Here is a 24,224-nt window from a genome sequence, read left to right as displayed (position 1 = left end):
CGATCTCTCGGGCGCTCTACCAGCGCGGCGGCAACCGTAGCAACGGGTCGGTCGCCGTCGCCACTGATTTTGCGGGCGGCCTCGCTGTCCTGTCGGCGATCGCGGCCGATCGCCCGGCTACCGTGTGCCGCAACGGGGCGGGTTATGGCCTACCTATAAGGAGGTTGCCCGTGATTCAGTGCGGTAATTCCGGATGACGAGGGCCAGGCAGCCTGCTGCCGCGAGCGCCGCCACGCCAAACATCGAGGGGTAGCCGAAGCCCGCCTGCTCGTGTAGGAACGACAGCAGAGCGGGCACGCCGAAGCCCAGATAGCTCACCGAGTAGAACACTGCGGTCAGTCCGGCCAGATCGGCTGGGGTGGCGATGCGTTCGATCTCCTGGAGTCCGGCGACCAGACCGATGCCGTATCCAGCGCCGAGTACGACGGCCGTTGCCAGGGTCGCCCACAGTGTCAGCGCGCCGGACGCCCAAGCCGCCGTGATCATTCCGCAGGTGACGAAGGCCAGTGAGACGACTGCCGCGCGTGCGGTGCCGGGTTTGTCGATCCGCCGGGCCACGGACTGGATCGCGAAACCGCAACTGAGCGTGATGACTCCGACGAGCGCCGAGAACGCGATGGGTGCGCCGTGGATGTGCGGCGCCATCAGAGTCGGCATGACCGCGTATGCCGTGCCGGCGGAGGTGAACAACCACAGCGCGACAGGCAGTGCGACACAGCGGAATCGGCGATGTCCGGCTGCGGGCACCTTCAGGTCATCGCGCAGGCGGCCCGGGTTCTCTTGGGGGACTACCGTTTCCGGTGCCCGTGCCGCCCACAGTGCGGCGACCAGGCACAGTGCGACGTTGATCAGATAGGCGAGTGTGTTGGGCCACGGCGCCCACTGTGCGAGCACTCCGGCGAAGCCTGCGCCGACCGCGAAGCCGCCGGTGAGGCTCATAGCCGAGCGCCGCGCGCCGGTGCCGCCGGGCAGTGCGGGACCGAACGGCGGTTGCGCGAGTTCCTTCAGCCAGCTGCTGCCGACCGCCATGGCCAGTCCGAGTGCGATCCCGCACAGCACCCGACCGGCGGAAAGCGCAGGCACAGAAGCGGATCCGAAGGCGAGTAGCAGCGAGCCCGTCGCACTGACCAGCGGGGCCGGACGCAGCAACGCGCGGCGGCCGTACCGGTCGGACAGCGGCCCGCCGATCAAGAGCGCGGGCACGATGCCGAGGACGTAATAGAACAGCAGCAGATCCACCGTGGTGATGGGCAGACCGTGGTTTTTGTACATCACCAGGAGCGGGGTGAATTCGTTGCCGCCCCAGGCGATGGCGAACATCGCGGCGGCGACGCCCCACCATGCCTTCGTGGCGGCGGCCTTGGTGGCGGTGGGCCGGAGCGCGGTGGTCAGCGTCGTCATCACAGCCCCCGTAGTTCTAGCTGGTGCACGCCGGAGAGGTGCTCGGCCAGTGCGGTGGCGAAGCGGTCCACCTCTCCGGCTTCGATCAGACCGGCCAGGTGTGCGTGCTGCTCGATGATCCGGTCGATGTCGATCGGGCCGCGGCGCAGTGCGACGCTGTTCATTCGGCGCTGCCGCTCGCGCAATGAGTCGTAGAAGCTCGCCAGCAGGGGGTTGCCCGCCGCGATCACGTATGAGCGATGGAAGTCGGTGTCCACCAGGGCGAACTGGTCGAGGTCGCCTGCCGCGGCCAGTTCGCGTTGCCGGTCGAGCGACGAACGGAACAGCGACGTCAGTGCTGTCCGGTCGGTGCCTGCCAGCGCACGCACTGCGGCGGCCTCGACGACATAGCGGGCGTAGGCGACGTGCTCGGCCTCGTCGGGCGGGATCGGCACCACCAGTGCGCCGCGCTTGGGGTAGAGCTTCATCCAGCCTTCGGTTTCCAGCCGCAGAAAGGCCTCGCGTACCGGGGTCCGCGACGTGCCGAGCTCGGCGGCTATCTCGCCTTCGCTGATGAGTTCGCCACCGGACAAACCGCCGGTCAGGATGCGTTCCTTGACCTCGCGGTAGGCGTGCTCGGCTGATGAATACGTCTTAGACACAAGTTGTATCTTAGGCAGGATTTAGCGTGAACCGACTGTGAGGTTTGTTACCGCTGCGGTTGCGTGTATCCGGCCGCCACGTCACTTAGCTCGTGAACGAACTGGCCAGCCAAGACGGGCGCAAGGTCGAGGGGATGTGCGTGAGGTCGAGGGATGTGCGTGAGGTTAGGGGCGAGCGTGAGGCGGCGGGAGGTGCGTGGCGAACCTTCAGTCGGCTGCGCTGCGGCCAGTTGGTCGAACATCTTGCGGGCGAGGCCCGCCAAGCTGGACCTGTACTGAGGATTCAACCGCGCAGCAGCCAGTTCAAAGAATTATCTTCATACATCTAGACCTGATCTTGCATGATCTTCATAATTTTACCTGTAACGGTCCATATTATGCGGATCGACTATCGACATCCATCGACATTCAGGAGCGCAGGTGAAGATCGGGGTCCCCCGCGAGGTCAAGAACCACGAGTATCGGGTTGCGATTACCCCGGCCGGTGTGCACGAGCTCGTTTCCCGCGGGCACGAGGTGTACATCGAGACCGGTGCCGGTCGCGGGTCGGCGTTCGAGGACGAGGCATACACCGTCGCAGGCGCGCGGGTGCTGAACTCCGCCGACGAGGTCTGGGGCACCGCCGAACTGGTGCTCAAGGTGAAAGAGCCTGTGGCCGAGGAGTATTCACGCATGCGGGAAGGTCAGGTGCTGTTCACCTACCTGCACCTCGCGGCCTCCAAGGAATGCACCGATGCGCTGCTGAGCTCGGGCATCACCTCGATCGCCTACGAAACGGTCACCGGCCGGGACGGATCGCTGCCGCTGCTCGCCCCGATGAGCGAGGTCGCGGGCCGGCTGGCCCCGCAGGCGGGCGCCTACCACCTGATGCGCAACGGCGGCGGCCGCGGCGTGCTGATGGGCGGCGTGCCCGGCACCCCGCCCGCCAGCGTGGTGGTGATCGGCGCGGGTGTCGCGGGCGGTAACTCGATCGCCATCGCGCACGGCATGCGCGCCGAGGTGACCGTGCTCGACCTGAACATCGCGCGGTTGCGCGAGATCGACGCGCAGTACAAGGGGCAGGTGCGGACCATCATGTCCAACCGGCTCGAGGTCGAAAAGGCCGTGCGCGAAGCCGATCTGGTGATCGGCGCGGTGCTGGTGCCCGGTGCGAAGGCGCCGACGCTGGTGTCCAACGACTTGGTCGCGCAGATGAAGCCGGGCTCGGTGCTCGTCGACATCGCCATCGACCAGGGCGGTTGCTTCGCCGACTCGCGTCCGACCACGCACGCGGATCCGACCTACCGGGTGCACGAGTCGGTGTTCTACTGCGTCGCCAACATGCCGGGCGCGGTGCCTTACACCTCGACCGTCGCACTCACCAATGCCACTCTGCCGTACGTTGTTTCGCTGGCCGAGCACGGCTGGCGCGAGGCGGTGGCGGCGGATCAGGGCCTGGCGAGCGGTCTCAGTACGCATGGTGGTGTGCTGCTGTCCGCTTCCGTCGCGGCCGCGCACGGTTACGCGGCCGAAAGCCTGGTTGCGTAACACGTTTCGCAGGGGCGGCCGACCGGTGGATCGGCCGCCCTTGTCATGTCGTGGTGTTCGTCCGTGGCCGCATGTGCTCGAAGATGAGGATCGTCTCGGTGGACGCGACCGCCGGATGCTCGCTCAGGTTGTTCAGCACGAACCGGCGCAGCTCGTCGGTGTGCGAGGTGGCGACGTGGATGAGGTAGTCGTCGGCGCCCGCGATGAAGTACACGTTGAGCACCTCCTCGAACTCCGACATCTGCTCGCCGAACTGGGCCAGGTGCTGGCGGGCGCTGGCTCGCAGCCGCACCGCGATCATGGCCTGCAGGCTGCGACCGAGCGCGGCCGGATCGATGTCGGCATGGAATCCGCGAATGACGCCGCGCTCCACCAGGGCGCGTACTCGGCCGAGGCAGGTGGACGGGGCGATGCCCGCCGCGGCGGCGAGCGCGTTGTTCGTCATCCGGCCGTCGCGCGCGAGCTGGTCGAGCAGGATCCGGTCGATATCATCGATCGGAACACCGGCCGGCGGGTGGATCGGCGGTGCGGGTGGAGTCGAGCCGCCGGGTGAATCATTCTTCCGCATTCCTCGACGGTACAGAATCTTGTTCGTAAATCCTGCCTTAGTCCTGAATTATCTTCGATAAATCTGAAATGTTACTGTGCTCACTCCCGCCACGAGGTGGCGGGGAGGCCGTTGAAGAAGTCTTTTCCAGGCAGCACGCGTAGTCGCCACGGGCGTAAGCGCAACAGGCTGACACCGGGTGAATCCGGCCCGTTCCAGCCGGGGACGCCGATGCCGCCCGGGTCGTAGCCGAGCGGTGGGGGTGTGCTGCGGAAGAGTTCCCACAATCTGGTCTTCGTTTCGAGGTCGCCGACCCATTCGGCCGCGCACTCCGCCAGGCAGGTGTCGTGCGTCGGGACCCAGTAGTTGCAGGACACGTACGGGCTGTGCGCGAGGTGGGCCAGCTTGGCGGGGGTCTGACCAGTGAAGATCCAGCCCGTCAGCTCCTGGCCGTCCCACTCCCAGATCGGATGCAGGACGCGGCTGCGCGGCCGCCCGGCCGGATCGGTCGTGGACACGGTGCACCAGACGATGCTGTGCGCGAGCTCCACGAAAGCTGGTGCGATATCGCCCAATTCGGTCACATCGGCCACCATAGCCGCCGAACCGTGTTTCAGCCCAGTGGACGAGGATGCGGGCGAACCTGTTCGAGCTGAGCGGCGACCGTCAGGATGGTCGTTTCGCCGTTGCTCGGGCCGATCAGCTGCACCGCCAGCGGCAGGCCGTCCGCGCCGACGCCTGCGGGCAGGGATGCCGCCGGGTGACCCGTCACGTTCCACAGCGCCGTGTAGGCCACCATCGGGATGGACCGCAGTTGCGCGCGAACCGTATTCGCCCCGTCGAGCACGCCGATGCGCGGCGGGCGGCCCGCGAGGGTGGGGGTGAGCAGCAGGTCGCAGTCGGCGAAGACGCGATCGACCTTGTGCGCCACGGCTTCTCCCTGCCGGATCGCCCATTCCACGACAGGCCGCCGGGCCCAGGCGCCCAGCGCGACAGTCTGGCGGGTGCGGCGTTCGAGCAGCTCCGGATGCTCGACATGGTCGACTTCGGCACGGACCCCGCCGAAGAACTGCGGAAAGAAGGCGTGCAGGGACTCGGGGTAGTGCGGATCCACCTCGAAGACGGAATGACCGAGATCGGCAAGGAGTTTCGCGGTCTCCAGGACCGCGCGTACATGCTCTGGGTCCGGCTTCGCCAGCGGGGAAGGCGATTTCGTGCTGTACCCGATCCGCAGACCCGTGGTGATTTGCCGCGCGGCCTGTTCGAACGACATCACCGGGTCCGGTGCGGTGAACCGGTCGCCGGGGGTGTTGCCGCGGATCACGTCGTTGACGACCGCGGAGTCGAGCACGCCGCGGGTCAACGGTCCGGTCACGCCCAGCGCCCACCAGAGATGCTCGAAGGGCGCGACCGGCACGCGTCCGCGCTGTGGTTTGAGGCCGAACAGGCCGCAGCAGGCCGACGGGATGCGGATGGAGCCGCCGCCGTCACTGCCGATCGCGACCGGGACCAGGCCCGCTGCGACCGCCGCTGCTGAGCCGCCGCTGGAGCCGCCGGTGGTCCGGGTTCGATCCCACGGATTGCGGGTCACGCCATAGGTACTCGACTCGGTGAACGGCCACTGGCCGAACTCGGGCATCGTGGTCTTACCGACGATGACGGCTCCTGCGGCCCGCAATCGGCGCACGACTTCGGCATCGGCCTGCACGGGGGTCGAGTTGGCGCGGGTGCCGAAGGAGGTCACCGCACCCGCGACGTCGATCTCGTCCTTGATCGCAATAGGAATGCCGTGCAGCGGGCCGACGGCGCCTGCGGCGCGCTCCCGGTCCCGCTCGATGGCCTCGGCACGAGCCTGTTTGTGGCGCACGCGGGTGAAAGCATTGAGGTCGGCGGCCGCGTCTATGGCGTCCAGCGTGGCGGTGACGAGGTCGTGCGTGGACAGTGCGCCCTGCTCCAGCAGTGCGCGCTGTTCGAGCACGCCCGCGGATACGACGTCCTGGAGATCCATCTGCCACCGCTCCTCTCGGCCACGCCGCGACGCGTGACCAGCACGACCGAGCCGTCGTGCCGCAGCCCCGACAGTAGATAGCCGTATGACCATTTCGCAATCAATACGGATGCGAATCACAGAGAGTTCAGTGTTCTGGCGAATTGTGTGCGTGAGATGTCGGACCCGTACCAGGCCTTGTGGTAAAAAGCCAGGTCAGAGCGGATTCGGTATGCCGAGCGGGGTTTCCAGAAAAGCGCCGCCGAGGTGCTGCGGCGCGGTTGCCGCCGCGGCGAGAATCTCCGGAGCGAACTTCTCGGCATCGTCGAGACTGCGGTAGCCGAGCTCCTCGGCCTCGCGCAGGGAAACGACCGCGCGCGAATTCTTCGATACGCCCCACAGCACCCGGAAGCCGGGGCTGTTCGCGTTCAGGCACGCCTCGAACAATCGGGCGCAGTCGTCGGGGGACAGCCACAGCGACAGCCCGCGCACATCATGCGGCCGCTCGAAGCACGACCCGATCCGGATGCACAGCACATCCATGCCGAACCGCGAGTGATAGAGGCTGCCCAGCGCCTCGATCGCCGCCTTGCTGAATCCGTAATAGGTGTCCGGCCGCGGCGGTGCCTCGCCGGCAATGCCGTCCGGGCCTACCTCGCCGACTACCCGGTAGCCGACCGCGTGATTGCTGGAGGCCAGCACGATGCGGGAGATGCCCGCTTGTCGTGCGGCCTCCAGAACCGTATGCGTGCCATCGACATTCACCGCGAGCACGCGTTCCCAGCTGTCCTCGCGGCTGATCCCGCCGAGATGAATGATCGCGTCGACGCCGCAGCACGCGACGGCCATGGTGTCGGCGTCGGTGAGCGATCCGGTGACGATCTCCACTCGCTCTTCCGGTGCAGGAGTAGGGAGTTCGGCCAAATCCAAGAGGCGCAGAATGCGATCGGGGCGACGTAGGCGTGATCGCAGCAGAGTGCCGATACCGCCACCCGCACCGGTGACGAGAATCCTGTGCGAACTCAAGCGGTACCTCCGTCCGATACGTCGCCGAGAAACAAGCTGGGTGGGTGGCCATACGGCCAACCCACCCAACCGGCCCGAGGAGCTGGCGTCGGTGCCCCTCGGAGTTCCTTCAGATAACTTCTGCCGTCTCCGCCGAACCCTTGCGCTCCAGCTTGGAGTGCGTGCGGGAGTAGGCGAAGTACACGGCGAGTCCGACGACCAGCCAGACCGCGAATCGTGCCCAGGTCTCCCACGGCAGCGACCAGATGAGGTACAGCGAGAAGCCGATGCCGATCAGCGGGACCACCGGCATGAACGGCAGCTTGAACTCCCGCGGCTCATCGGGCCTGGTGCGCCGCAGCACGATCACGGCGATCGAGACCACGATGAAGGCCATCAGGATGCCGATGTTGGTGAGCTCGGCGACCACGGTGATATCGAGCAGGCCGGCCATCACCGCGGCGCCGATGCCGACGATCCAGGTCACCCTGGTCGGCACCTTGCGCACCGGATGCGTCTTGGCGAACCACTCGGGCAGCAGCCCGTCGCGGCTCATCGCGTACCAGACGCGGGTGACGCCGAGCATGAAGGTGAGCACCACGGTGACGATGCCGACGATGGCGCCGATCGCGATGATGTTCGCGATGCCGGGCATGCCGACCGATTCGAACGCGGTGGAGAAACCGCTCGTCGGGCTGATCTCGGTGTACTTCTGCATGCCCGTCAGCACCAGCGTGGCCAGCACGTACAGCACCATCGCGATGGCCAGGGAGTAGAGAATGGCCTTCGGCAGGTGCTTCTTGCCGTCCGTCGACTCCTCGGCGGCGGTGCTCATCGCGTCGTAGCCGAACACGGCGAAGAACACGGTGGCCGCGCCGGTCCACACCGCGGCGCCGCCGAACGGGAAGTACGGGGTGTAGTTCGAGCTGTCGATGTGGAAGACACCGAGCACGATGATCAGCACGACCAGGGCGACCTTGATGACCACCGCGACGGCCTCGAACCGGCCGACGCTGCGGATGCCGCGCGACAGCAGCCATGCGGTACCGAGGCAGAACAGCATTGCGAACACGTCGACCACGTGGCCGTCGCCGGTGCCGCTGGCGCCCAGCATCCAGTTGGGCAGATCGATGTTCACCTGCTCGAGCAGGAACTTGAAGTAGCCGGAGACGCCGATGGCGACCACCGCCGCCACGGCGATGTACTCCAGCAACAGATCCCAGCCGATGAACCAGCCCGCGAGCTCGCCCAGCGACACATAGCCGTAGGTGTAGGCGGAACCCGCCTTCGGCACCATGCCGGCGAACTCGGCGTAACAGAGCGCGGCGGCGGCGCTGGCGACACCGGCGATGAGGAACGAGATCAGCACCGAGGGACCGGTGACGGAGTTGGCGACCGCGCCGGCCAGGGTGAAGATACCCGCGCCGATGATGCCGCCGACGCCGATCGCCGTGAGCTGCCACAGGCCGAGCGACCGGGCCAGCTGCTCATCGGCAGGGCTGTCGTCATCGATCTGCCCCATGGGTTTGCGGCGCAGCATTTGACTGCGCAACTCCGCAATGGACATGTGCTTCCTTTCGTCCTCCGCGCTCCGCAACGATGCGTAACGCAGATCACACTTCGAGCTGTGGTTACTAAATACGACCACAGCGCGACTGTGATCGGCGAGTTGGCCAAATATTGTTCAGCGTGGTTGGCCAACCGGACGGGCGCGGTGCGACCGCGCCGCCCGTCAGCGCTGGCTACCGGGTTTCAGCGAGCGCAGGAAGAACGCGACATTGGCCGGACGCTCGGCCAGCCTGCGCATGAAGTAGCCGTACCACTGGTCGCCGTAGGGCACGTAGACGCGCAGATGGTTGCCCTCGTCGACCAGCCTGTGCTGCTCGGCGTCGCGGATGCCGTACAGCATCTGGAACTCGAACTCGTCGGGTTTGCGATGCGTTGTCTCGACGCAGTTGCGCGCGGCCTCGATGAGCGCCGGATCGTGCGTGGCGACCATCGGGTAGCCGTCGCCGAGCATCAGCAGGCGCAGGCAGCGCAGGTAGGACTCGTCGACGTCGGCCCGGCTTTGGAACGCGACGGAGGCCGGTTCCTTGTAGGCGCCTTTGCACAGCCGGATCCGGGAGCCGGGGCCCGACAGGTCGCGGCAGTCGCCCTCGGTGCGGCGCAAATACGCCTGCAGGACCGTGCCGAGGGTGGGGAAGTCGGCACGCAGCTCACCCACGATGCCGAGGGTGGAGTCGGTGGTCGTGTGATCCTCGGCGTCGACGTTCACCCAGACGCCCGCCTCCTGGGCTGCCGTGCAGATCCGGTGCGCGTGCTCCAGGGCGATCGCGTGCCCGTCCCTGGGCAGCGACTGGCCGAGCGCCGAGAGTTTGAGTGAAACCTCCAGCGGTCGAACCGATTCCGTGTCCGCGGTGATATCGAGGCGCGCCAATGCGGACAGCATGTGCAGGTAGTGCGTGACCGTGGTGCGGGCCTGCTCGATCTCGGTGGTGTCCTCACCGAGATAGTCGATGGTGACGTAGCGGCCGGAGCTGATCAGCGTTTCGACCGCCGCCACCGCTTGGTCCGCGGAGTCGCCCGCGACGAACCGGTCGACCAGCTTCTTGGTCGTCGGCATCCTGGTGATGGTGCGCTCCATGCGCGGTGAACGGGACGCGGCCAGCATGGCGGGCCGCAGCAGAGCGGAGAAGGCCATCAGAGCTCCTGGTGCGGGTAGCGGTGATCGGTGGCCGGGACGAACGTTTCCTTGATGGTGCGGGCGGAGGTCCAGCGCAGCAGGTTCTGTGCCGAGCCTGCCTTGTCGTTGGTGCCGGAGGCGCGCGACCCGCCGAAGGGCTGCTGGCCGACGACGGCGCCGGTGGGCTTGTCGTTGATGTAGAAGTTGCCCGCCGCGAAGCGCAGGCCCTCGGTGGCGGTGGCGATCGCCACGCGGTCGTCGGCGATGATCGCGCCGGTCAGCGCGTAAGGCGAACCCTTGTCGACCAGGTCGAGGGTCTGCTCGAAGGAGCCGCGGACCGAGTCGTCGTAGACGTGCACGGACAGGATCGGGCCGAAGTACTCGGTGTGGAACGCCTCGTCGGTGGGGTCCTCGCCGAGCAGGACGGTCGGGTCGACGAAGTAGCCGACCGAATCGTCGGCGTGCCCGCCCGCGGCGATCGACAGACCCGGGGTGGCCTTGGCGCGGGCGATGGCCTCGGCGTTCTTGTCGAAGGCGCGCTTGTCGATCAGCGCGCCGCCGTAGTGGCTGAAATCGGTGACGTCGCCGTAGCTCAGGGTGGCGACCTTGTCGAGGAAATCGCGGCCCATCTTGGCCCACACCGACTTCGGGATGAACGCGCGGGAGGCGGCCGAGCACTTCTGGCCCTGGTAGTCGAACGCACCGCGGATCAGAGCAGTGGTCAGCACGTCGGGATCAGCGGAGCTGTGCGCGACGACGAAGTCCTTGCCGCCGGTCTCGCCGACCAGGCGCGGGTAGGCGTTGTAGTCGGCGATGTTCGCGGCGACCGAGCGCCACAGGTGCTGGAACGTCGCGGTGGAGCCGGTGAAGTGGATGCCGGCCAGTCGACGGTCGGCCAGGGCGACATCCGAGACCTTCGGTCCCGCGCCGTTCACCAGGTTGATCACACCGGGCGGCAGGCCGGCGGCCTCGAGCAGTTTCATCGTCCAGTAGGCCGCGACCGACTGGGTCATCGCGGGCTTCCAGACCACGGTGTTGCCCATCAGCGCGGGGGCGGTCGGCAGGTTGCCCGCGATGGCGGTGAAGTTGAACGGGGTGATCGCGTAGACGAAGCCGTCCAGCGGGCGGTATTCGACCTTGTTCCACACGCCGGAGGAGGAGATCGGCTGGTCGGTGAGGATCTGGCGCGCGAAATGCACGTTGAAGCGCCAGAAGTCGACGAGCTCGCACGGGCTGTCGATCTCGGCCTGGTACGCCGTCTTCGACTGGCCGAGCATGGTTGCGGCGGCGATGGTTTCGCGCCACGGTCCGGCCAGCAGATCTGCGGCGCGCAGGAACACGGCGGCCCGGTCCTCGAACGACAGCGCGCGCCAGGCGGGTGCCGCGGCGGTGGCCGCGGCGATCGCGTCCTCGACGTCGCTGGGCTTCGCGGTGGTGAGGGTGCCGAGCACGGCGGCGTGCTTGTGCGGCTGCACAACCTTGATCGTCTTGCCCGAACTGCGCCGGTGCTCACCGCCGATGACGTGGTGCACCTCGGTCTGGGTCGCGCCGAGTTCGGTTAGTTTCGCCTGCAACCGTGTACGTTCCGCACTACCGGGGGCGAAGGTGCCGACCGGCTCGTTCACCGGACGCGGTGTGGACACGATGGCGTCCATAGTTCCTCCTGCTGGATGTGGCATTTGTGAGGTCAGCCGAAGTCAACACCGGAAAAGTGCCCGGGAAATGGGCCGAAAGGACAAAGATGGGATGAGTGTGTTGTCGAGTTGGCCGAAAGGCGTAGACGTGGCTGTTGATAGTGGGCTTGTTGCCGCGGACATCGACCTGTTCGGTTTGGCGCAGATCGTTGCGCAGAACGCGGGTGGCATGGTGTCGATCGAAGACCCGCAGTCTCATGTGCTGGCGTATTCGGCCTCCGATGAGGCGGCCGATCAAATGCGGGTGATGTCGATCTTGGGTAGGGAAGGGCCGCGCGAATACTTGGCGGTCCTGCGGAAGTGGGGAGTGTTCGACCGGCTGCGGCGGACCGACGAGGTCATCGATGTGCCGGAACACGAGGAGCTGAACATCAAGCGCAGGCTCGCGGTGAGCATCCGGCATCCCGCCGACGGTGCCGCGCGGGCGCCGCGGGTGCTCGGCACGATCTGGCTGCAGCAGGGTGTTCGGCCGTTCAAGCCGGACGCGGCGGAGATTCTGCGCGGTGCCTCGGCCATCGCCGGCCGTCTCATTTCGCGCAGCCTCGACGCGCCGTCCACCGAAGCGCTGCTGGTGCAACGACTTTTCAGTGAGGGCGGGCCCGTCGATGTCGTGTCCGTGGCGAGTGCGCTGAACCTGCCGATGACCGGGCCTGCCGCCGTGGTCGGCTTCGCGCTCACCGCTACCGAAAGTGCGCCCGCCACCGAACCTTCCGCGCTGGGCAGCATGCTTCGCCTGCGCGCCAGCTCATTTCGCAACGACTCGGTGACGGCCACCCTCGGCGAACGGGTGTATGTGCTGTTGCCGAGTTACAAAGCCGCGCACGCTGTTACGGCGTGGACGCGCCAGCTGGTCGAGCAGCTCGAATCCAAACGGGGGCTGGCGCTTCGCGCGGCCATCGCCTGCCCGGTGCCCGACCTGAGCAGCGTCGCCGGGGCCAGGCGCGAGGTCGACCGGGTCCTCGACAGCACTATTGCCACCTACCCCCGCGGTCGGGTCACCACCCTCGCTGAATCTCGCACCGCGGTGCTGCTCGGCGAAATCCTCGACCTCGTCGGTACCCGCTCCGAACTGCATGACCCCCGCTTGCGAACCCTCTCTGACTACGACCGCAAGCATTCCGCGAGCTTGCGCGAAAGCGTCGACATCTACCTGCGCGAACACGGCGACGTCCGTAACGCAGCCACCGCACTCCAGGTCCATCCGAACACGTTGCGCTACCGCATCCGTCGGGTCGAGGAGATCCTCCGCATCGACCTCACCGACCCCGCCGACCGGCTGCTGCTGGAAATTCAGCTCGCCCTGCACCGTCGTGAACACGGTCGCGAAGGCGGGTCCTCGACTCGCTGATCGGCGGTGATTCGCAGTGCGCGAGTTGCCGGGCATGGCTAAAGGGGGAGTATTTCGTGGTCGTGCTCGGTGTTTCGCTGGACTCGGGAGTTGTTCGCTCGTAGCCGGTCAGATCGGGGGAACTAGCACTTTCCCTTGGCCGCGTCCCGGATTCCGGCAATGGTCGACTGGCGGTCCGCCTCGCTGAGAGTCGACCATTGTGGGGACTGGGGGAGTAGCGCGATCGTGTCCTCTGCCGTCCTGTTCGCGGACTCCTCGCTGGCGGCCTTCAACTTGCTCAATACCGGCAGGTAGTTCTCGCACGTCTTACCCCGCACCACGTCGTTCGCCGTGGTTGTCGGCGCGGCATCGGTGCTTGTCGTAGAACTACACGCCGACAATGCCAGAGCAACCCCAACGGCCAGCAGGGCAATGCTTTTCATCACGATCTCCTCATCAGAATGGGGAGACCCTACCCGCCCCTACCGCCCTCGTCCACGCGACAGCGAGCTCGCTGCTCGTTCAGTGCGCGACCGTCGCAAAGTCGGTCTGTCGCACGTCGAATGTTCAGGGGACAGACACCGTAGCTGCTGGTTGCCAGACTCGGGTGAATACACGACAGCGGGTCTAGGCGGCGCGGAACCACCTCTACACCCCGCGACACGGTGGGAGCGAATATGGCCGACGAGAAGATCTGGCTCGAACGCGAGATCAAGCGGTTGGAAAGCGAGTCGGCGCGGTTGGAAGTTTTCTTACGGCAGCGTCGTGCTGAGCTTCATCGGGCAAGCACCTCCCGCGACAGTCAACATGCACAGGGACAGTTGGCGAAAGCGGAGGCCGACCTGCGAAACACGAAAACTGCGCTTGCGAATTATCGGCAGAACCTGCGCCGATACTGAAAGGCCGCAAGAGTTTTGGCGTGTTTCCCCTGCTGTTTTCAGGTCTTCAGCAAGCGGTACACGATGAAGGTCGGCACTCCGACGACTCCAGCTAGTTCGTCGGGCCAACGCTCGAGCGCCTCGCTGCTCGGTTGAGGTTCGACTACTCGATCGACGACAAAGCCAGCCCGGCTGAAGTCCGTGATGACGGCAGACAGCGGGCGGCGCCAGAAATGTTGGGTGACTTCGACGCCGTTCTTGGTCCAGGTATCGCTGACGAGTTCGGTATCGAAATACCCGCCATGTTGGGTCGGTAGCGCTGGCCCGAACGGATGATCTGCGGACAGCACCACCCAACCTCCCGGACGTAGTGCAGACGCGAAGGATCGCAGCGGAATCGTCCAGTCACGCAGGTAGTGCAGCATGAGCGAGCATGTGATTCCGTCGAAGGAATTCGGGTCGACCGGAAGAGGTTCGGCCAGATCAGCCACAAAGAAGCGGCCCCCACGCCCTGCACACCGCCGCTCGGCCTCTTCGACCATTCGTGGGCTTACGTCGACTCCGGTCACTTCCGCACCAGCATCGAGCAGCCACTCGCATTGTGCGCCGGAGCCGCAGCCGGCGTCGAGTACTGCCGCTCCGTCCAAAGGGATGGGCACCAATTCACGGACAGCCGGCCGTTCCAGTCCTCCGTTGAAGGGCCCCGAGTCGGTCGCGGATGACCACACCGGCGCCAAGCGGTCGTACTCCGCACGGGTGTGGCGGGCATGCGCAACTGGATCGGATGACAGGGCGGTACTGGACGACAGAGCCGGATCGCACGGCATATCCGAAGACATGGGGACATCATGACAGCCCGGTCGTCCCGGCTGGCGTCGCACTGACGCCAGCCCCGAGCGGCTCACGCAGCGCCGATCAACCGCTGTTCTTGCCGCGTCCGCTCATGTTTTTCGTTCTCCTCGTGCTGTTTTCGCTCATGGATACGCGAGAGCGCTTCGGCGAGGAGTTCGCCCGGGCGGTGACGATTATTGATTTGTGGCTGTCCACTGGGATTGATGTGTGGTGGTCCGATCCACGCGACCCGCCCGGGGTGCGCCGATTCCGGTCCGAGGACAACCGTTTTCCACCCGCCCGGCCCGTCGTGAACCAAGGCATGGCACTGGTCGCAAGCCAGCGTCTCGTTGCCGATATCGGTCGGCCCACCCTTGTTCCAGTCCATGACGTGGTGGATAGCGCACACACTCGCGGGAGCATCACAACCGGGACGCGAGCAGCCGCGTACGGCAGCGATCAACGCCAATCGCTGTGCGGCAGAAGCCAAACGTTTGGTGCGTCCTAGATGCAGCGGCAGACCGTCGGTGTCGAACACCATCAAGAACGGCTCCGACTCCGCAGCCAGTTTCAGTGCCTCGCTGATCGGAACCATGCCGCCGGTCGCGGTGGTCGCGACCCCGGCGGCTTTCTCGACATCCGCGATGTTCATCGTCAAGATCGTCGAAACCGGAAGTCCGCGATGCGCTCCCAGCTTCTCCGGCGCGACACAGTGGCGCAGCAACGCGAGAAACCCGTCATGGGTGCGTTGCGCAGCGCTGCGCGCGTCGCGCCGAGCGGCGGTAGCAAGTTGATCTTGATCCACGAACCCGTCTTCTCCCGAGGGGCTTTCGGGATCATCGGGGTTATTCATACCGGGCCGGGCAAGTTTCGCCATGCAAGGGTCCAGCAGTGCACGCAGCGTCGGGGTTATCTCACCCTTGATCGGCGACATCCCGTCCGCACGCTGACGGCCGATGGTGATCCCCCGCATGCGGGCCCGGTCGGTATCGTCGGTGCGTACCCCGTCCGGGTCCAGGTAGGCAAGAACAGCCTCGCCCACCTTGGCGATGTCATCGGGCGACCCGGTCCGGGCGAAGTCCGCCAGAAGTTGTTCTGCAGCTTCGAATTCCGCATTCGCCGTCGAACCCGGCACGCGCTTCATCACCGCTGCGATCTGACGCGCATGGTCAGCCGAGATCTCACCGTCGACTTGCGCGGCGGCGGTGCTCGGCAAGCGCGGTGCCCGCACCTCGCCGGCCATGTCATGCCACGACCCGAGCGACAACGCTGCAGCGACCCGCGCGCCCGCTTCGGCGTTCGACAGGCGCAGCGTGTGCATCAGAAACTTCTTAGCGGTGCCGGTTCCCGTCTGGTTGGGGAGGTTTCGGTCCGAGGCTTCCACGATCAGCCGATGCCCGACCGCCACCAGCCGCCGAGTGGCCTGCTCGACATCGCGCAACAACTCGATGATCTTGTCGTCCGACATGGGTGTCAACGGCCGTTCGAGAAGATCGGCAACAGCACCCAGCAGCGGATCAGCGACCCGCCCCTGATGCTCTTCACCGCTCGAACTCATGTACTAGACCCTATCGACCTGAGCCGAAGAGATCCATAGAAAACCCCATCTGATCTGCGGTTTTTCACAATCTGTGTGTGAACATCCCAGCGCCGCCGACCTATTCCCCATTTCGACTGGGGAGCGACGGTAGCGGCCCGTCGTGCCATGCTTCGATGGATGTTCGGAAAGTGGTGGCAGACAGCACGGACGATGCGAAGATCCGGTCCGATTACTGGATCTTTGGTACTGGCCGCCGGTTTGATGATCTCGGGTTCGGCGGCGCAGACCACAGCGCGACCGGATACGCCGGAGGATTCCGCCCTCACCGTCACCCTGCCTGATCCGACGCTCGACCAATCGGTCGAACTCCCGCAGACCGACCTGGGTACCGACAGCGGCGATCTCGGCGAAACCGATACGGGCACAACCGAAGAAGACCCGCTGGCCCTCGACCCGCCCATCGAGCCGCTGGATTCCATACCGTCGACAGATCCGCTGGACTCGACGCCGATCGAACCGGTGGACTCGACGCCCATCGAGCCCGTGGACCCTGCGCCACCCATCGATCCCGTGGCGACGTCCACCGATCCGCTGGCCGCCGCGTCCACAACAGAGCCGCCGACGACCACCGATCCGCCCCCTTCGACCACGACAGAGACTCAGACACCCACGACCACAACAGAATTCCCGAGAATCCCCTTGGGGCTATCGATCGAGGTGACAATCGACATCCAAGGCAGGCCGGTCCCGTGCGTCACTTGCCCACCGCTGCCCACCTCTTCGACTCCCCGTCAGTCGGAGTTCTGCCGGTCCACCTCACCACAGACGACCACACAGCGCCCCGCCACATCGACGACCACCACCACGCCGCCCCGAACATCGACCACGACAACAAGATCCACTACGAAGCAGTCGATCGAGTCCGGCCGCACGACGACACCGACAACTAGCCGGACCGTAACCTGCCACCCCACGCCGACGACTACCTCGACAACCAGCCCGTCTCGAACACCTACTGTCACAACCAGTCCCACCCGACCAACGCAAACCACCCCGCAGTCGACCCAACCCACCACACCACGCCGGTGAGCTACCACCCGCCGAACAGCCCGCGGTACAAGACCGCGGGCCATCGCATCACTTGCGCGACAACAACATTCAGCAGCTGAACGCGTAGGTCGTACCAGCCGACGTAGCAATCCCGGTCCGAGTGTCGACCACAATCACCGTCGCCGCACGATCCCGCGGGATCTGGCAGCGCACATCGGCCAGCGCCGCGGTCTCCCTGGGCAAGTTGCCGTTTCCATCGGTCTGCCGGTCGCCGAGCGCCCGCAAACCATTGGTGTTCACTCCCGCCGCATAGAACTCCAGCCGAGCGTTCGGCGACAGCCCACTGGCCTTGTCCACGAAGATCCAGCCACCGAGCTGATGCTTCTGCGTGCGCACGTGCACCTTGCCAACGGGCAACTGCGACGCGTCGGCGAAATGCTGTGCGCCCTGGCTGTTCTGGGCCCGGGCGCGGTCCCGGCGATCGGGTGTCACGCAGACGTGGTCAGCAGGCCGCGTCTCCCGCCAGACGAACCCTTGTTTACAGGTGTCCGGACCATAAGCGCCACCGTTCGGCGAACGCCGGGTACCGGCCTGAGCGTTCTCGGCGTGCGCGGTGTCCCGGTCGCCGGGGCGCACGCACACGGTGTCGCCGTTGTAGGCATCCCGCCAGACGAATCCTTGCTGGCAGGTGTAGGGCCCGTAGGGCAGCGCGGACGCCGGCGCGGGGAGGAGGGCGCCGAAACCGGCCACCGCCGCGATTCCCAGCGCGATGGGCAGTACGCGCAGGGGGCGAGGTACGGAGGTGCGGAACATATCTGTGGTCCTTTCAGGCATTGACCAGCCGGTTTCGGCTGAGAACCACTGTCGCCGCACCCACCAACGGCCCACTAACGACGCACCAACGGCCTCAGTCCGGCAGCACCAGCGTGAAGGTCAGCGCGTAATCCCCGATCCGGATCACCGCACCGTCGGTGAGTGCGACGCTGTCCACGATGCGCATGCCGTCGACGAAAACTCCGTTCGACGACAGCAGATCCTTGATCACATAGGTGAGCCCGTTGTGCAGGATCGCCGCGTGGTGCCTGCTGACCTTGCCGTGTTCGAGCACGATGTCGTTGTCCGGCAGCCGCCCGATCCGGGTGATCGTGCCCATGATCGCGTAGGTGTCACCTGAGCGTTCGCGCAACAGCGCCGTCGGCCCGCCGGAGCTCTGGTCCACGATCGTCGTCGCACGCAACGACGCGACGGCCGCCTTCGCCCGAATGTCCACGGGTTCCTGCCGGAGGATGCGCCCCTCCAACTCCCGAATGGGCAGGCTCGGGTCGATGCCGAGCTCATCGGCGAGCGTGGCCCGCAACCGGCGCGCCGCATCGAGCGCGTCCGACTGACGGCCGTCCACATACAATGCGGTGATCAGCTGCTCCCACAGCGGTTCGCGCAGCGGATACTCCGCCGCCAGCAGCGCGAGCTCGGAGACAACGGCCTCCGCTCGCCCCTCCGCGATATCGGCCTCGGCCCGCGCTTCGATGGCACTGAGCCGATCGTTGTCGAGCGCCGCCGCATAGGAGTCGGCGAAACCGAGCCCGCGCAGATCCGCCAGCACCGGCCCGCGCCACTGGCCGAGCGCGCTCGACAGCAACTCGCTGGCAGTCCGGAAACGCCCCGCACTCAGCGCCCGCACGCCCGCCTCTTTGCGCACCCGGAACCGCTGCACATCACTGGCCCCGTCGGCCACCGCGACCCGGTAGCCCGCACCCACCTGAGCGAGTATCGCGCGCGCATCGAGTCCATTGTCGCGCAACGGCTTCCGCAGATTCGACACGATCGTATGCAGACTCACCTTGATGTCCGGCGGCGGGTTGTCCTCCCATACCGCCTGCGCCAGTGCCTCCACCGACACCGGCCGATTCGCGTTGCACACCAGATATGCCAGTACCGCCCGCTGTTTCGGGCCACCGAGGGACTGCCCGACACCGTCGATCGTCAGCTCCACCGCACCGAGCACGCCGAACCGCGCGCGAGTTTCGGGCATAGCGGCACTCCTCACGACGTGACACCGTCCACACGTCGCCTGTGAGCGTACCGAGCCAACCCGGTGATCAGAGCGGCAATCACACAAGAAACGCGCGTCCCGAAACCCTTCCGTGCCCAGTGTTATGCCTGGCCCGCAACGTTTCCGGCACTATCCGGAGCATCGGGGGCTTGCTCTCCGGTGTCCGATCGGGGATGCTGGATGGTCACGGGATTCGCGATAGCACACTCCGCCTCGCGACCGGGGTCGGTTCATCTGCCCGCAACGGTCCCGGCAACATCTGTGCGATCGCGGTTCATCCGGGGTTACCCGACGCCGCTTACCTTTCGGGGTACGCGGAAAAGGAGCCGGCGGCATGGAGTTCCGACATCTGGTTTCATTCATCACGATTGCCGAAGAGCTACATTTCGGCCGCGCAGCGCAGCGCTTGCATCTCACTCAGCCCAGTCTCAGCGCCCAGCTGCAGAAGCTGGAGAAGTCGTTGGGCGTGCAATTGGTCGCACGCAACTCGCACGAGGTCAAGCTGACCCCGGCGGGCCGGGAATTCGAGAGTCAAGCCCGGATCATCGTGGCCCAGATGGACCGGGCCGCCCAGGTCGCCAAGGCGACTGCGGAGGGGCGAGCGGGCACCCTCAACATCGGCTACAACCTGCCCGCCAGCAGACATGTGCTGCCGGACGCGTTGATCAAGATGACCGAGCAACACCCCGACATCGTGGTGTCGCTGTGGGAGAAACGCACCGGGCCGCAGCTCGCCGCGCTCGCCGATGGCTCCCTCGACCTGGCACTGGTGTACGGCCACCCGAGCACCACGGATTTCCGGTATCGCCGACTGCTGCACCGGGTCCCGCTGGTGGCCGTCGTCGGCCGACGACATAGGTGGGCCGACCGGCCCGGCGTGCCGTTCGCCGAACTGGAAGGCCAGGAGTGTGTGCTGTTCGCTCGCGAACAGTGTCCGGCCATGTACGACTCGATCTTCCGTGCGGCCGCGGACACCAGGATCACCCTCTCGGTCGCGCAGACCGCGGACGATCCCGGCGCGACCGCGCACATGGTTTCGGTGCGCCCGCTGGTCGGCTTCGCTTCGCTACCTCGGGCGATTTCGATGGGTATGGGTGCGCCGGGCAGCAGCTCGGTGGCGGTCAAATTGCTCGATCCGGTGCCCACCTTGGATTTGTTCGCGGTGTGGCGTGCGGACGAGACGAATCCGGCGGTATCGCTTTTCCTGGAGTGCGTGGAATCCCCGGAACCGGCACGCATCGATATTGCCCGCGCGTTGTCGGCCTAGTCTCGTCGATAGGCCATGACATTCGCGCGGTAGGAACCGCGATATCGACCGGACGGTAATTCGCTGCGGGCGACCACAATTCAACATTGTGAACACACTGTCTGTCACCGCGGTGTCCAGCACCGAGAATGGAATCGACCTTCCGGACGACGCGAGTTTGTACTCGGTGATTTCCGGTGCGGCCGCCGAGCACCCGCAACGACTTTCGCTGTGCGGCGCCGACGGAACGCAACTCACCTGTGCCGATGTCGACCGGCAATCCCGCGCGCTGGCCTCGGCGCTGGCGGCGCGCGGCGTGGCGGCGGGGGATCGGGTCGCGATCCTCGGCCGCACCAGCCTGGAGTGGGCGCTGCTCGATGCCGCGCTGCTCGCACTCGGCGCCGTCGTGGTTCCGGTCTACCCGACCTCCTCGGCGTCGCAGATCGAGCACATCCTCACCGACAGCGGCAGCGCGTTCTTCGCCGCCGAGGACGAGACGGACGCCGTGCGACTGAAAGCGGCAGGCGCGGGGGAGGTGTGGACGTTCGCACAACTCGCCACCTGGGCCGCCGGTGCGGTTGACCCCGATCTCGCCGACCGCATCGCCGCGGTGCGCGCTGACGACCTGGCCATGATCGTCTACACCAGCGGCACCACCGGAGTGTCCAAGGGCTGCTTGATCACCCACCGCAACATGTTCGTCTCCTCGGTGAACACGGTGCGCCAGACCGGCGCCATGTTCGACGGGACGACCGTGCTCGCCCTGCCGCTGTCGCACGTGTTCGGCCAGACCATCCTGTTCGCCTGCCTGGCGGGCGGCAGCCGCACCCACCTGCTGCCCGGCATTCCCGACCTGGTCCCGGTGCTGCCGACGCTGCGCCCGACCTTCCTGGCGCTGATTCCGTTCGGGCTGGAGAAGATTCGCAAGTACTGCCGCACCATGCTGTCCGGCACCGAGGAGCAGGAGGCCGTGGCGCGCGGCCTGGATATCCTGCGCGGGCAGGGCACCCCCGAGCCGGCCGATCATCCGGTCGCGGCCGCACTCGGCGGCAGGCTGCGCCACGTCATCTCCGGTGGCGCGTCGCTCGACGATTCCACCACCGGCTTCTACGCGGGCTTCGGTGTGCTGCTGCTGAACTGCTACGGCCTCACCGAGGCGGCGACCGCGGTGACCGTCAGCGCACCGGAGACCAACCGCCTCGGCACGGTGGGCAGGCCGATCCCCGGCACGTCCGTGGCGATCGCCGATACCGACGGTGAGGTGCTGGTGGCCGGCCCGCATGTCTCGCCCGGCTATTGGGGCGCCGCGGCCGACCAGTCCGTCGTCGACGCGCAAGGCTGGCTGCACACCGGCGACATCGGTGAACTCGACGCCGACGGCCACCTGCGCATCACCGGCCGCAAGAAGGAGATCCTGGTGACCTCCGGCGGCAAGAACGTCGCGCCCGCACCGCTGGAGGACCGGGTGCGGCTGCACCCGCTGGTGAGCAACTGCATGGTCATCGGCGACGGCCGCGACTTCGTCACCGCGCTGGTGACGTTGGATCCGATTCAGGTGCTGCGCTGGCGCGACAATACCGCCGACCGCGATCTCACCGCCGCCATCCAGTCCGCGATCGACGACGCGAATTCCCTTGTCTCCCGGCCCGAGTCCATTCGAGCATTCCGCATCGTAGACGGTGATTTCACCGTCGAGGACGGATTGTTGACTTCCTCACGAAAACTGCGTCGAGCCGCCATCGCGGCGGCGTATGCGGCCGATATCGATTACCTCTACCGGTCGCGCCAACCCGCGTTATAGCGCTACCCGATCGGGTGCGGCCGCCATCGGACTGCGTAGATAGCCCACGCCGATCGCCCGATGAAATACGGCTGCCTCCGGTGGTTTTCCCCCTGGGTCGGCCACAGACTCGATTTCAGTATTCGACTACCGGAAAGTGATGCCACCATGTACGACGTCATTGTTGTCGGAACTCGGGTCGCGGGTGCTCCGCTGGCCATGCTGCTCGCCAGGCAGGGCTACCGGGTCCTCGCCGTGGACCGGGCGACCTTCCCCAGCGACACCCCCTCGACCCACTACATCCACCAGGCCGGTCTCGGGCTGCTGCAGTCGTGGGGCTTGCTCGACGAGGTGGTGGCGTCCGGCACCCCGCCGATCCGCCACCTGAACTTCTCCTACACCGACATCGTCATCAAGGGCTTCGCCGATGTGTCGGCCGACGGCATCGACGCCGTGTACTGCCCGCGCCGCACCGTGCTGGACAAGATCCTGGTGGACGCGGCCGGTAACGCGGGCGCCGAAGTGATCAACGGATTCACCGTCAACGAACTGGTTTTCGACGGCGACCAGGTGGCTGGCCTGCGCGGCCAGGTCGGCGACGGCGCCGAGCAGGAGTTCCGCGCCAAGCTGGTGATCGGGGCCGACGGTTCGAATTCGACGGTCGCGAAGGCGGTCGGCGCCGAGGTGTACGAGGGGTCCCCGGCGGCGTGCTTCATCTACTACTCCTACTACGACGGCGTCGACTGGGGCATGCAGCACCGCACCGGCTTCGGCGAGCAGCAGTTCGCCGCCTGGCCGACCAATGACGGGCTTTCGCTCGTCGCGGTGATGCGCAAGCGGGACCGGTTCCGCGAGTTCCGCACCGATCCCGACGCGGGCGTGCAGGAGATCGTCTCCCAGATCGACCCGGAACTCGGTGCGCGCCTGCAGGATACGGGCAAGCGGGTCGAGCAGTTCCGGCCGATGCTGTACCCGGACAACTACCGCCGCCGCTCGTTCGGCCCCGGTTGGGCGCTCGTCGGTGACGCGGGCTACCACAAGGATCCGTTCACCGGCTGGGGCATCACCGACGCGTTCAAGTCCGCCCAGCTGCTGGCCGACCTGGTCCACCAGGGCCTGTCCGGTGCCCGCCCGATGGCCGAGGTGCTCGCCGAGTACGAGCGTGAGCGCGACACCCAGAGCGCGAGCACTTACGAACTGACGCTGAGCATTTCGGAGCTCACGCTGACGCCGTACTACGACTCGGTATTCCGCGCCACCAGCTACGACGCGGAGTACACGAAGGGCTTCTTCGGACTCATCGCCGGCATCTACTCGCCGGAAAAGTACTTCGGCGAACAGGAGCTGGCCGACCTGTACGAGAAGGTCGACTTCCCCATGGCCGCAAGGCATGTCACCAAGGACGGGGTCATCGCATGAGCATCCCCGGCCTGACGGCATTGGGGGACAGTTTTGTCGAGGGCCGCGGCGACGCCGCGGCCGGGGGCGGCTACCGCGGCTGGGTACCGAGACTGGGCGGCCAGCTCGGCCTGCGCCCCGCCGCGGTGCGCAACCTCGGCGTGCACGGCGCGACGACGACCGTCGTCGTGGAACAGCAACTGCGCCGGGCAGTTTCGGCCAGGGCCGCGCTCTTCGGCGTGGTCGTCGGCGTGAACGATCTGGTCAGCGACTTCGACGCCGACCGCTTCGAACGCAACCTCGCCACCATCTTCGCAACGCTGCGTTCCAGCGGCGCAACAGTTTTCACCGCCAGCTACCCGGACATCCCGGCCCGGCTGCCGGTGCCGGACAACTTCCGTGCGCTGCTGCGCGCCCGGTTCGACTTCGCCAACACCGTGCTCGCCGATGTCACCGCCGACACCGGCACCCTGCTGCTGGATATCGCGACCCAGCCGGACTGGGCGTTGCCCGAGGTGTGGACCGCCGACGGCCTGCACCCGAGCTCGCTCGGTCACCACCTGTTCGCCGCGGGCGCGGCCGAGCTCATCGCGTCGCGCACAGCGACCACCGTCGCCGCCTGATCTTTCCATCCGG

At 66.5% G+C, this 24,224-nt stretch carries 22 protein-coding genes; 7 read left to right on the top strand and 15 right to left on the bottom strand.

Going from position 1 to position 24,224, the window contains the following annotated elements:
- Positions 1-153: 153 nt before the first annotated feature.
- Positions 154-1,401: an MFS transporter gene (locus IBX18_RS31835; RefSeq protein WP_194837196.1), complete on the bottom strand. Its 1,248-nt coding sequence runs from the start codon at positions 1,399-1,401 to the stop codon at positions 154-156.
- Complete coding sequence (locus IBX18_RS31830) at positions 1,401-2,042, bottom strand: GntR family transcriptional regulator (protein ID WP_135236799.1); 642 nt, start codon at positions 2,040-2,042, stop codon at positions 1,401-1,403. Before IBX18_RS31830 ends, IBX18_RS31835 begins: the two co-directional genes overlap by 1 nt.
- Before the next feature lie 420 nt (positions 2,043-2,462).
- Between IBX18_RS31830 and ald the strand changes: the two genes are divergently transcribed.
- Positions 2,463-3,569, top strand: a complete 1,107-nt coding sequence (gene ald / locus IBX18_RS31825) for an alanine dehydrogenase (RefSeq protein ID WP_107656112.1) — start codon at positions 2,463-2,465, stop codon at positions 3,567-3,569.
- Between the two features lie 43 nt (positions 3,570-3,612).
- Here the strand turns inward: ald and IBX18_RS31820 are convergent, their stop codons facing one another.
- The 7 genes from IBX18_RS31820 to pruA all read right to left on the bottom strand — a co-directional run bounded on the left by IBX18_RS31820 (position 3,613) and on the right by pruA (position 11,446).
- Positions 3,613-4,137, bottom strand: coding sequence for an Lrp/AsnC family transcriptional regulator (locus IBX18_RS31820; RefSeq protein ID WP_107656113.1), 525 nt, complete (start codon positions 4,135-4,137; stop codon positions 3,613-3,615).
- Between the two features lie 80 nt (positions 4,138-4,217).
- Complete coding sequence (locus tag IBX18_RS31815) at positions 4,218-4,700, bottom strand: pyridoxamine 5'-phosphate oxidase family protein (RefSeq protein WP_373889243.1); 483 nt, start codon at positions 4,698-4,700, stop codon at positions 4,218-4,220.
- Positions 4,701-4,729: 29 nt separating this feature from the next.
- Complete coding sequence (locus IBX18_RS31810) at positions 4,730-6,124, bottom strand: amidase (protein ID WP_194837194.1); 1,395 nt, start codon at positions 6,122-6,124, stop codon at positions 4,730-4,732.
- A gap of 195 nt (positions 6,125-6,319) precedes the next feature.
- Complete coding sequence (locus IBX18_RS31805; protein WP_194837193.1) at positions 6,320-7,129, bottom strand: NAD(P)-dependent oxidoreductase; 810 nt, start codon at positions 7,127-7,129, stop codon at positions 6,320-6,322.
- Between the two features lie 109 nt (positions 7,130-7,238).
- Positions 7,239-8,675: an amino acid permease gene (locus tag IBX18_RS31800; RefSeq protein WP_194837192.1), complete on the bottom strand. Its 1,437-nt coding sequence runs from the start codon at positions 8,673-8,675 to the stop codon at positions 7,239-7,241.
- Between the two features lie 165 nt (positions 8,676-8,840).
- On the bottom strand, positions 8,841-9,809 hold the full coding sequence (locus IBX18_RS31795; protein ID WP_194837191.1) for a proline dehydrogenase family protein: 969 nt from the start codon (positions 9,807-9,809) through the stop codon (positions 8,841-8,843).
- The gene (pruA, locus tag IBX18_RS31790; protein ID WP_194837190.1) at positions 9,809-11,446 is read right to left on the bottom strand and encodes an L-glutamate gamma-semialdehyde dehydrogenase; all 1,638 of its coding nucleotides are present in this window, start codon (positions 11,444-11,446) and stop codon (positions 9,809-9,811) included. The genes IBX18_RS31795 and pruA overlap by 1 nt, the downstream gene beginning before the upstream one ends.
- Positions 11,447-11,573: 127 nt before the next feature.
- On the opposite strand from pruA, the gene IBX18_RS31785 reads away from it, so the two are divergent.
- Positions 11,574-12,833, top strand: coding sequence for a CdaR family transcriptional regulator (locus tag IBX18_RS31785; protein WP_306796505.1), 1,260 nt, complete (start codon positions 11,574-11,576; stop codon positions 12,831-12,833).
- Positions 12,834-12,955: 122 nt separating this feature from the next.
- On the opposite strand, the gene IBX18_RS31780 is transcribed toward IBX18_RS31785, so the two are convergent.
- Entirely contained in the window at positions 12,956-13,255 is a 300-nt protein-coding gene (locus IBX18_RS31780; protein WP_194837188.1) for a hypothetical protein, read from the bottom strand.
- Positions 13,256-13,489: 234 nt separating this feature from the next.
- Between IBX18_RS31780 and IBX18_RS31775 the strand changes: the two genes are divergently transcribed.
- On the top strand, positions 13,490-13,711 hold the full coding sequence (locus tag IBX18_RS31775; RefSeq protein WP_194837187.1) for a hypothetical protein: 222 nt from the start codon (positions 13,490-13,492) through the stop codon (positions 13,709-13,711).
- Positions 13,712-13,749: 38 nt separating this feature from the next.
- Here IBX18_RS31775 and IBX18_RS31770 read toward each other — a convergent pair whose 3' ends face one another.
- From IBX18_RS31770 to IBX18_RS31750, 5 genes are all read right to left on the bottom strand, one after another.
- Positions 13,750-14,418, bottom strand: a complete 669-nt coding sequence (locus IBX18_RS31770; protein ID WP_306796519.1) for a class I SAM-dependent methyltransferase — start codon at positions 14,416-14,418, stop codon at positions 13,750-13,752.
- Between the two features lie 173 nt (positions 14,419-14,591).
- Positions 14,592-16,079, bottom strand: coding sequence for an HNH endonuclease signature motif containing protein (locus tag IBX18_RS31765; RefSeq protein WP_194837185.1), 1,488 nt, complete (start codon positions 16,077-16,079; stop codon positions 14,592-14,594).
- 773 nt (positions 16,080-16,852) lie between these two features.
- Positions 16,853-17,083: a hypothetical protein gene (locus tag IBX18_RS31760; RefSeq protein WP_194837184.1), complete on the bottom strand. Its 231-nt coding sequence runs from the start codon at positions 17,081-17,083 to the stop codon at positions 16,853-16,855.
- Between the two features lie 136 nt (positions 17,084-17,219).
- Positions 17,220-17,924, bottom strand: coding sequence for a hypothetical protein (locus IBX18_RS31755; RefSeq protein ID WP_194837183.1), 705 nt, complete (start codon positions 17,922-17,924; stop codon positions 17,220-17,222).
- 94 nt (positions 17,925-18,018) lie between these two features.
- Positions 18,019-19,143, bottom strand: coding sequence for a BTAD domain-containing putative transcriptional regulator (locus IBX18_RS31750; protein ID WP_194837182.1), 1,125 nt, complete (start codon positions 19,141-19,143; stop codon positions 18,019-18,021).
- A 355-nt stretch (positions 19,144-19,498) separates the two neighbouring features.
- Here IBX18_RS31750 and IBX18_RS31745 point away from each other — a divergent pair, with 355 nt between their 5' ends.
- The 4 genes from IBX18_RS31745 to IBX18_RS31730 all read left to right on the top strand — a co-directional run bounded on the left by IBX18_RS31745 (position 19,499) and on the right by IBX18_RS31730 (position 24,211).
- On the top strand, positions 19,499-20,431 hold the full coding sequence (locus IBX18_RS31745) for a LysR family transcriptional regulator (protein ID WP_194837181.1): 933 nt from the start codon (positions 19,499-19,501) through the stop codon (positions 20,429-20,431).
- Positions 20,432-20,519: 88 nt separating this feature from the next.
- Positions 20,520-22,211 (top strand): AMP-dependent synthetase/ligase, encoded by a 1,692-nt coding sequence (locus tag IBX18_RS31740; RefSeq protein ID WP_306796504.1) that lies wholly within the window; start codon positions 20,520-20,522, stop codon positions 22,209-22,211.
- A gap of 147 nt (positions 22,212-22,358) precedes the next feature.
- Complete coding sequence (locus IBX18_RS31735) at positions 22,359-23,609, top strand: NAD(P)/FAD-dependent oxidoreductase (RefSeq protein WP_194837180.1); 1,251 nt, start codon at positions 22,359-22,361, stop codon at positions 23,607-23,609.
- Complete coding sequence (locus tag IBX18_RS31730) at positions 23,606-24,211, top strand: SGNH/GDSL hydrolase family protein (protein ID WP_194837179.1); 606 nt, start codon at positions 23,606-23,608, stop codon at positions 24,209-24,211. The genes IBX18_RS31735 and IBX18_RS31730 overlap by 4 nt, the downstream gene beginning before the upstream one ends.
- The last annotated feature ends 13 nt before the right edge of the window (positions 24,212-24,224 follow it).

The organism is Nocardia sp. XZ_19_369 (assembly GCF_015355715.1).
Taxonomy (GTDB): Bacteria; Actinomycetota; Actinomycetes; order Mycobacteriales; family Mycobacteriaceae; genus Nocardia.
This window is presented reverse-complemented; position numbering and strand designations above follow the sequence as displayed.

Excerpts from the sequence above, each read along its gene's own strand:
- IBX18_RS31755 (WP_194837183.1), bottom strand. The coding sequence starts at position 17,924 with ATGTTCCGCACCTCCGTACCTCGCCCCCTGCGCGTACTGCCCATCGCG.
- IBX18_RS31835 (WP_194837196.1), bottom strand. The coding sequence starts at position 1,401 with ATGACGACGCTGACCACCGCGCTCCGGCCCACCGCCACCAAGGCCGCC.
- pruA (WP_194837190.1), bottom strand. The coding sequence starts at position 11,446 with ATGGACGCCATCGTGTCCACACCGCGTCCGGTGAACGAGCCGGTCGGC.
- IBX18_RS31800 (WP_194837192.1), bottom strand. The coding sequence starts at position 8,675 with ATGTCCATTGCGGAGTTGCGCAGTCAAATGCTGCGCCGCAAACCCATG.
- IBX18_RS31780 (WP_194837188.1), bottom strand. The coding sequence starts at position 13,255 with ATGAAAAGCATTGCCCTGCTGGCCGTTGGGGTTGCTCTGGCATTGTCG.
- IBX18_RS31775 (WP_194837187.1), top strand. The coding sequence starts at position 13,490 with ATGGCCGACGAGAAGATCTGGCTCGAACGCGAGATCAAGCGGTTGGAA.
- IBX18_RS31810 (WP_194837194.1), bottom strand. The coding sequence starts at position 6,124 with ATGGATCTCCAGGACGTCGTATCCGCGGGCGTGCTCGAACAGCGCGCA.
- IBX18_RS31730 (WP_194837179.1), top strand. The coding sequence starts at position 23,606 with ATGAGCATCCCCGGCCTGACGGCATTGGGGGACAGTTTTGTCGAGGGC.
- IBX18_RS31765 (WP_194837185.1), bottom strand. The coding sequence starts at position 16,079 with ATGAGTTCGAGCGGTGAAGAGCATCAGGGGCGGGTCGCTGATCCGCTG.
- IBX18_RS31750 (WP_194837182.1), bottom strand. The coding sequence starts at position 19,143 with ATGCCCGAAACTCGCGCGCGGTTCGGCGTGCTCGGTGCGGTGGAGCTG.
- IBX18_RS31795 (WP_194837191.1), bottom strand. The coding sequence starts at position 9,809 with ATGGCCTTCTCCGCTCTGCTGCGGCCCGCCATGCTGGCCGCGTCCCGT.
- IBX18_RS31735 (WP_194837180.1), top strand. The coding sequence starts at position 22,359 with ATGTACGACGTCATTGTTGTCGGAACTCGGGTCGCGGGTGCTCCGCTG.
- IBX18_RS31820 (WP_107656113.1), bottom strand. The coding sequence starts at position 4,137 with ATGCGGAAGAATGATTCACCCGGCGGCTCGACTCCACCCGCACCGCCG.
- IBX18_RS31745 (WP_194837181.1), top strand. The coding sequence starts at position 19,499 with ATGGAGTTCCGACATCTGGTTTCATTCATCACGATTGCCGAAGAGCTA.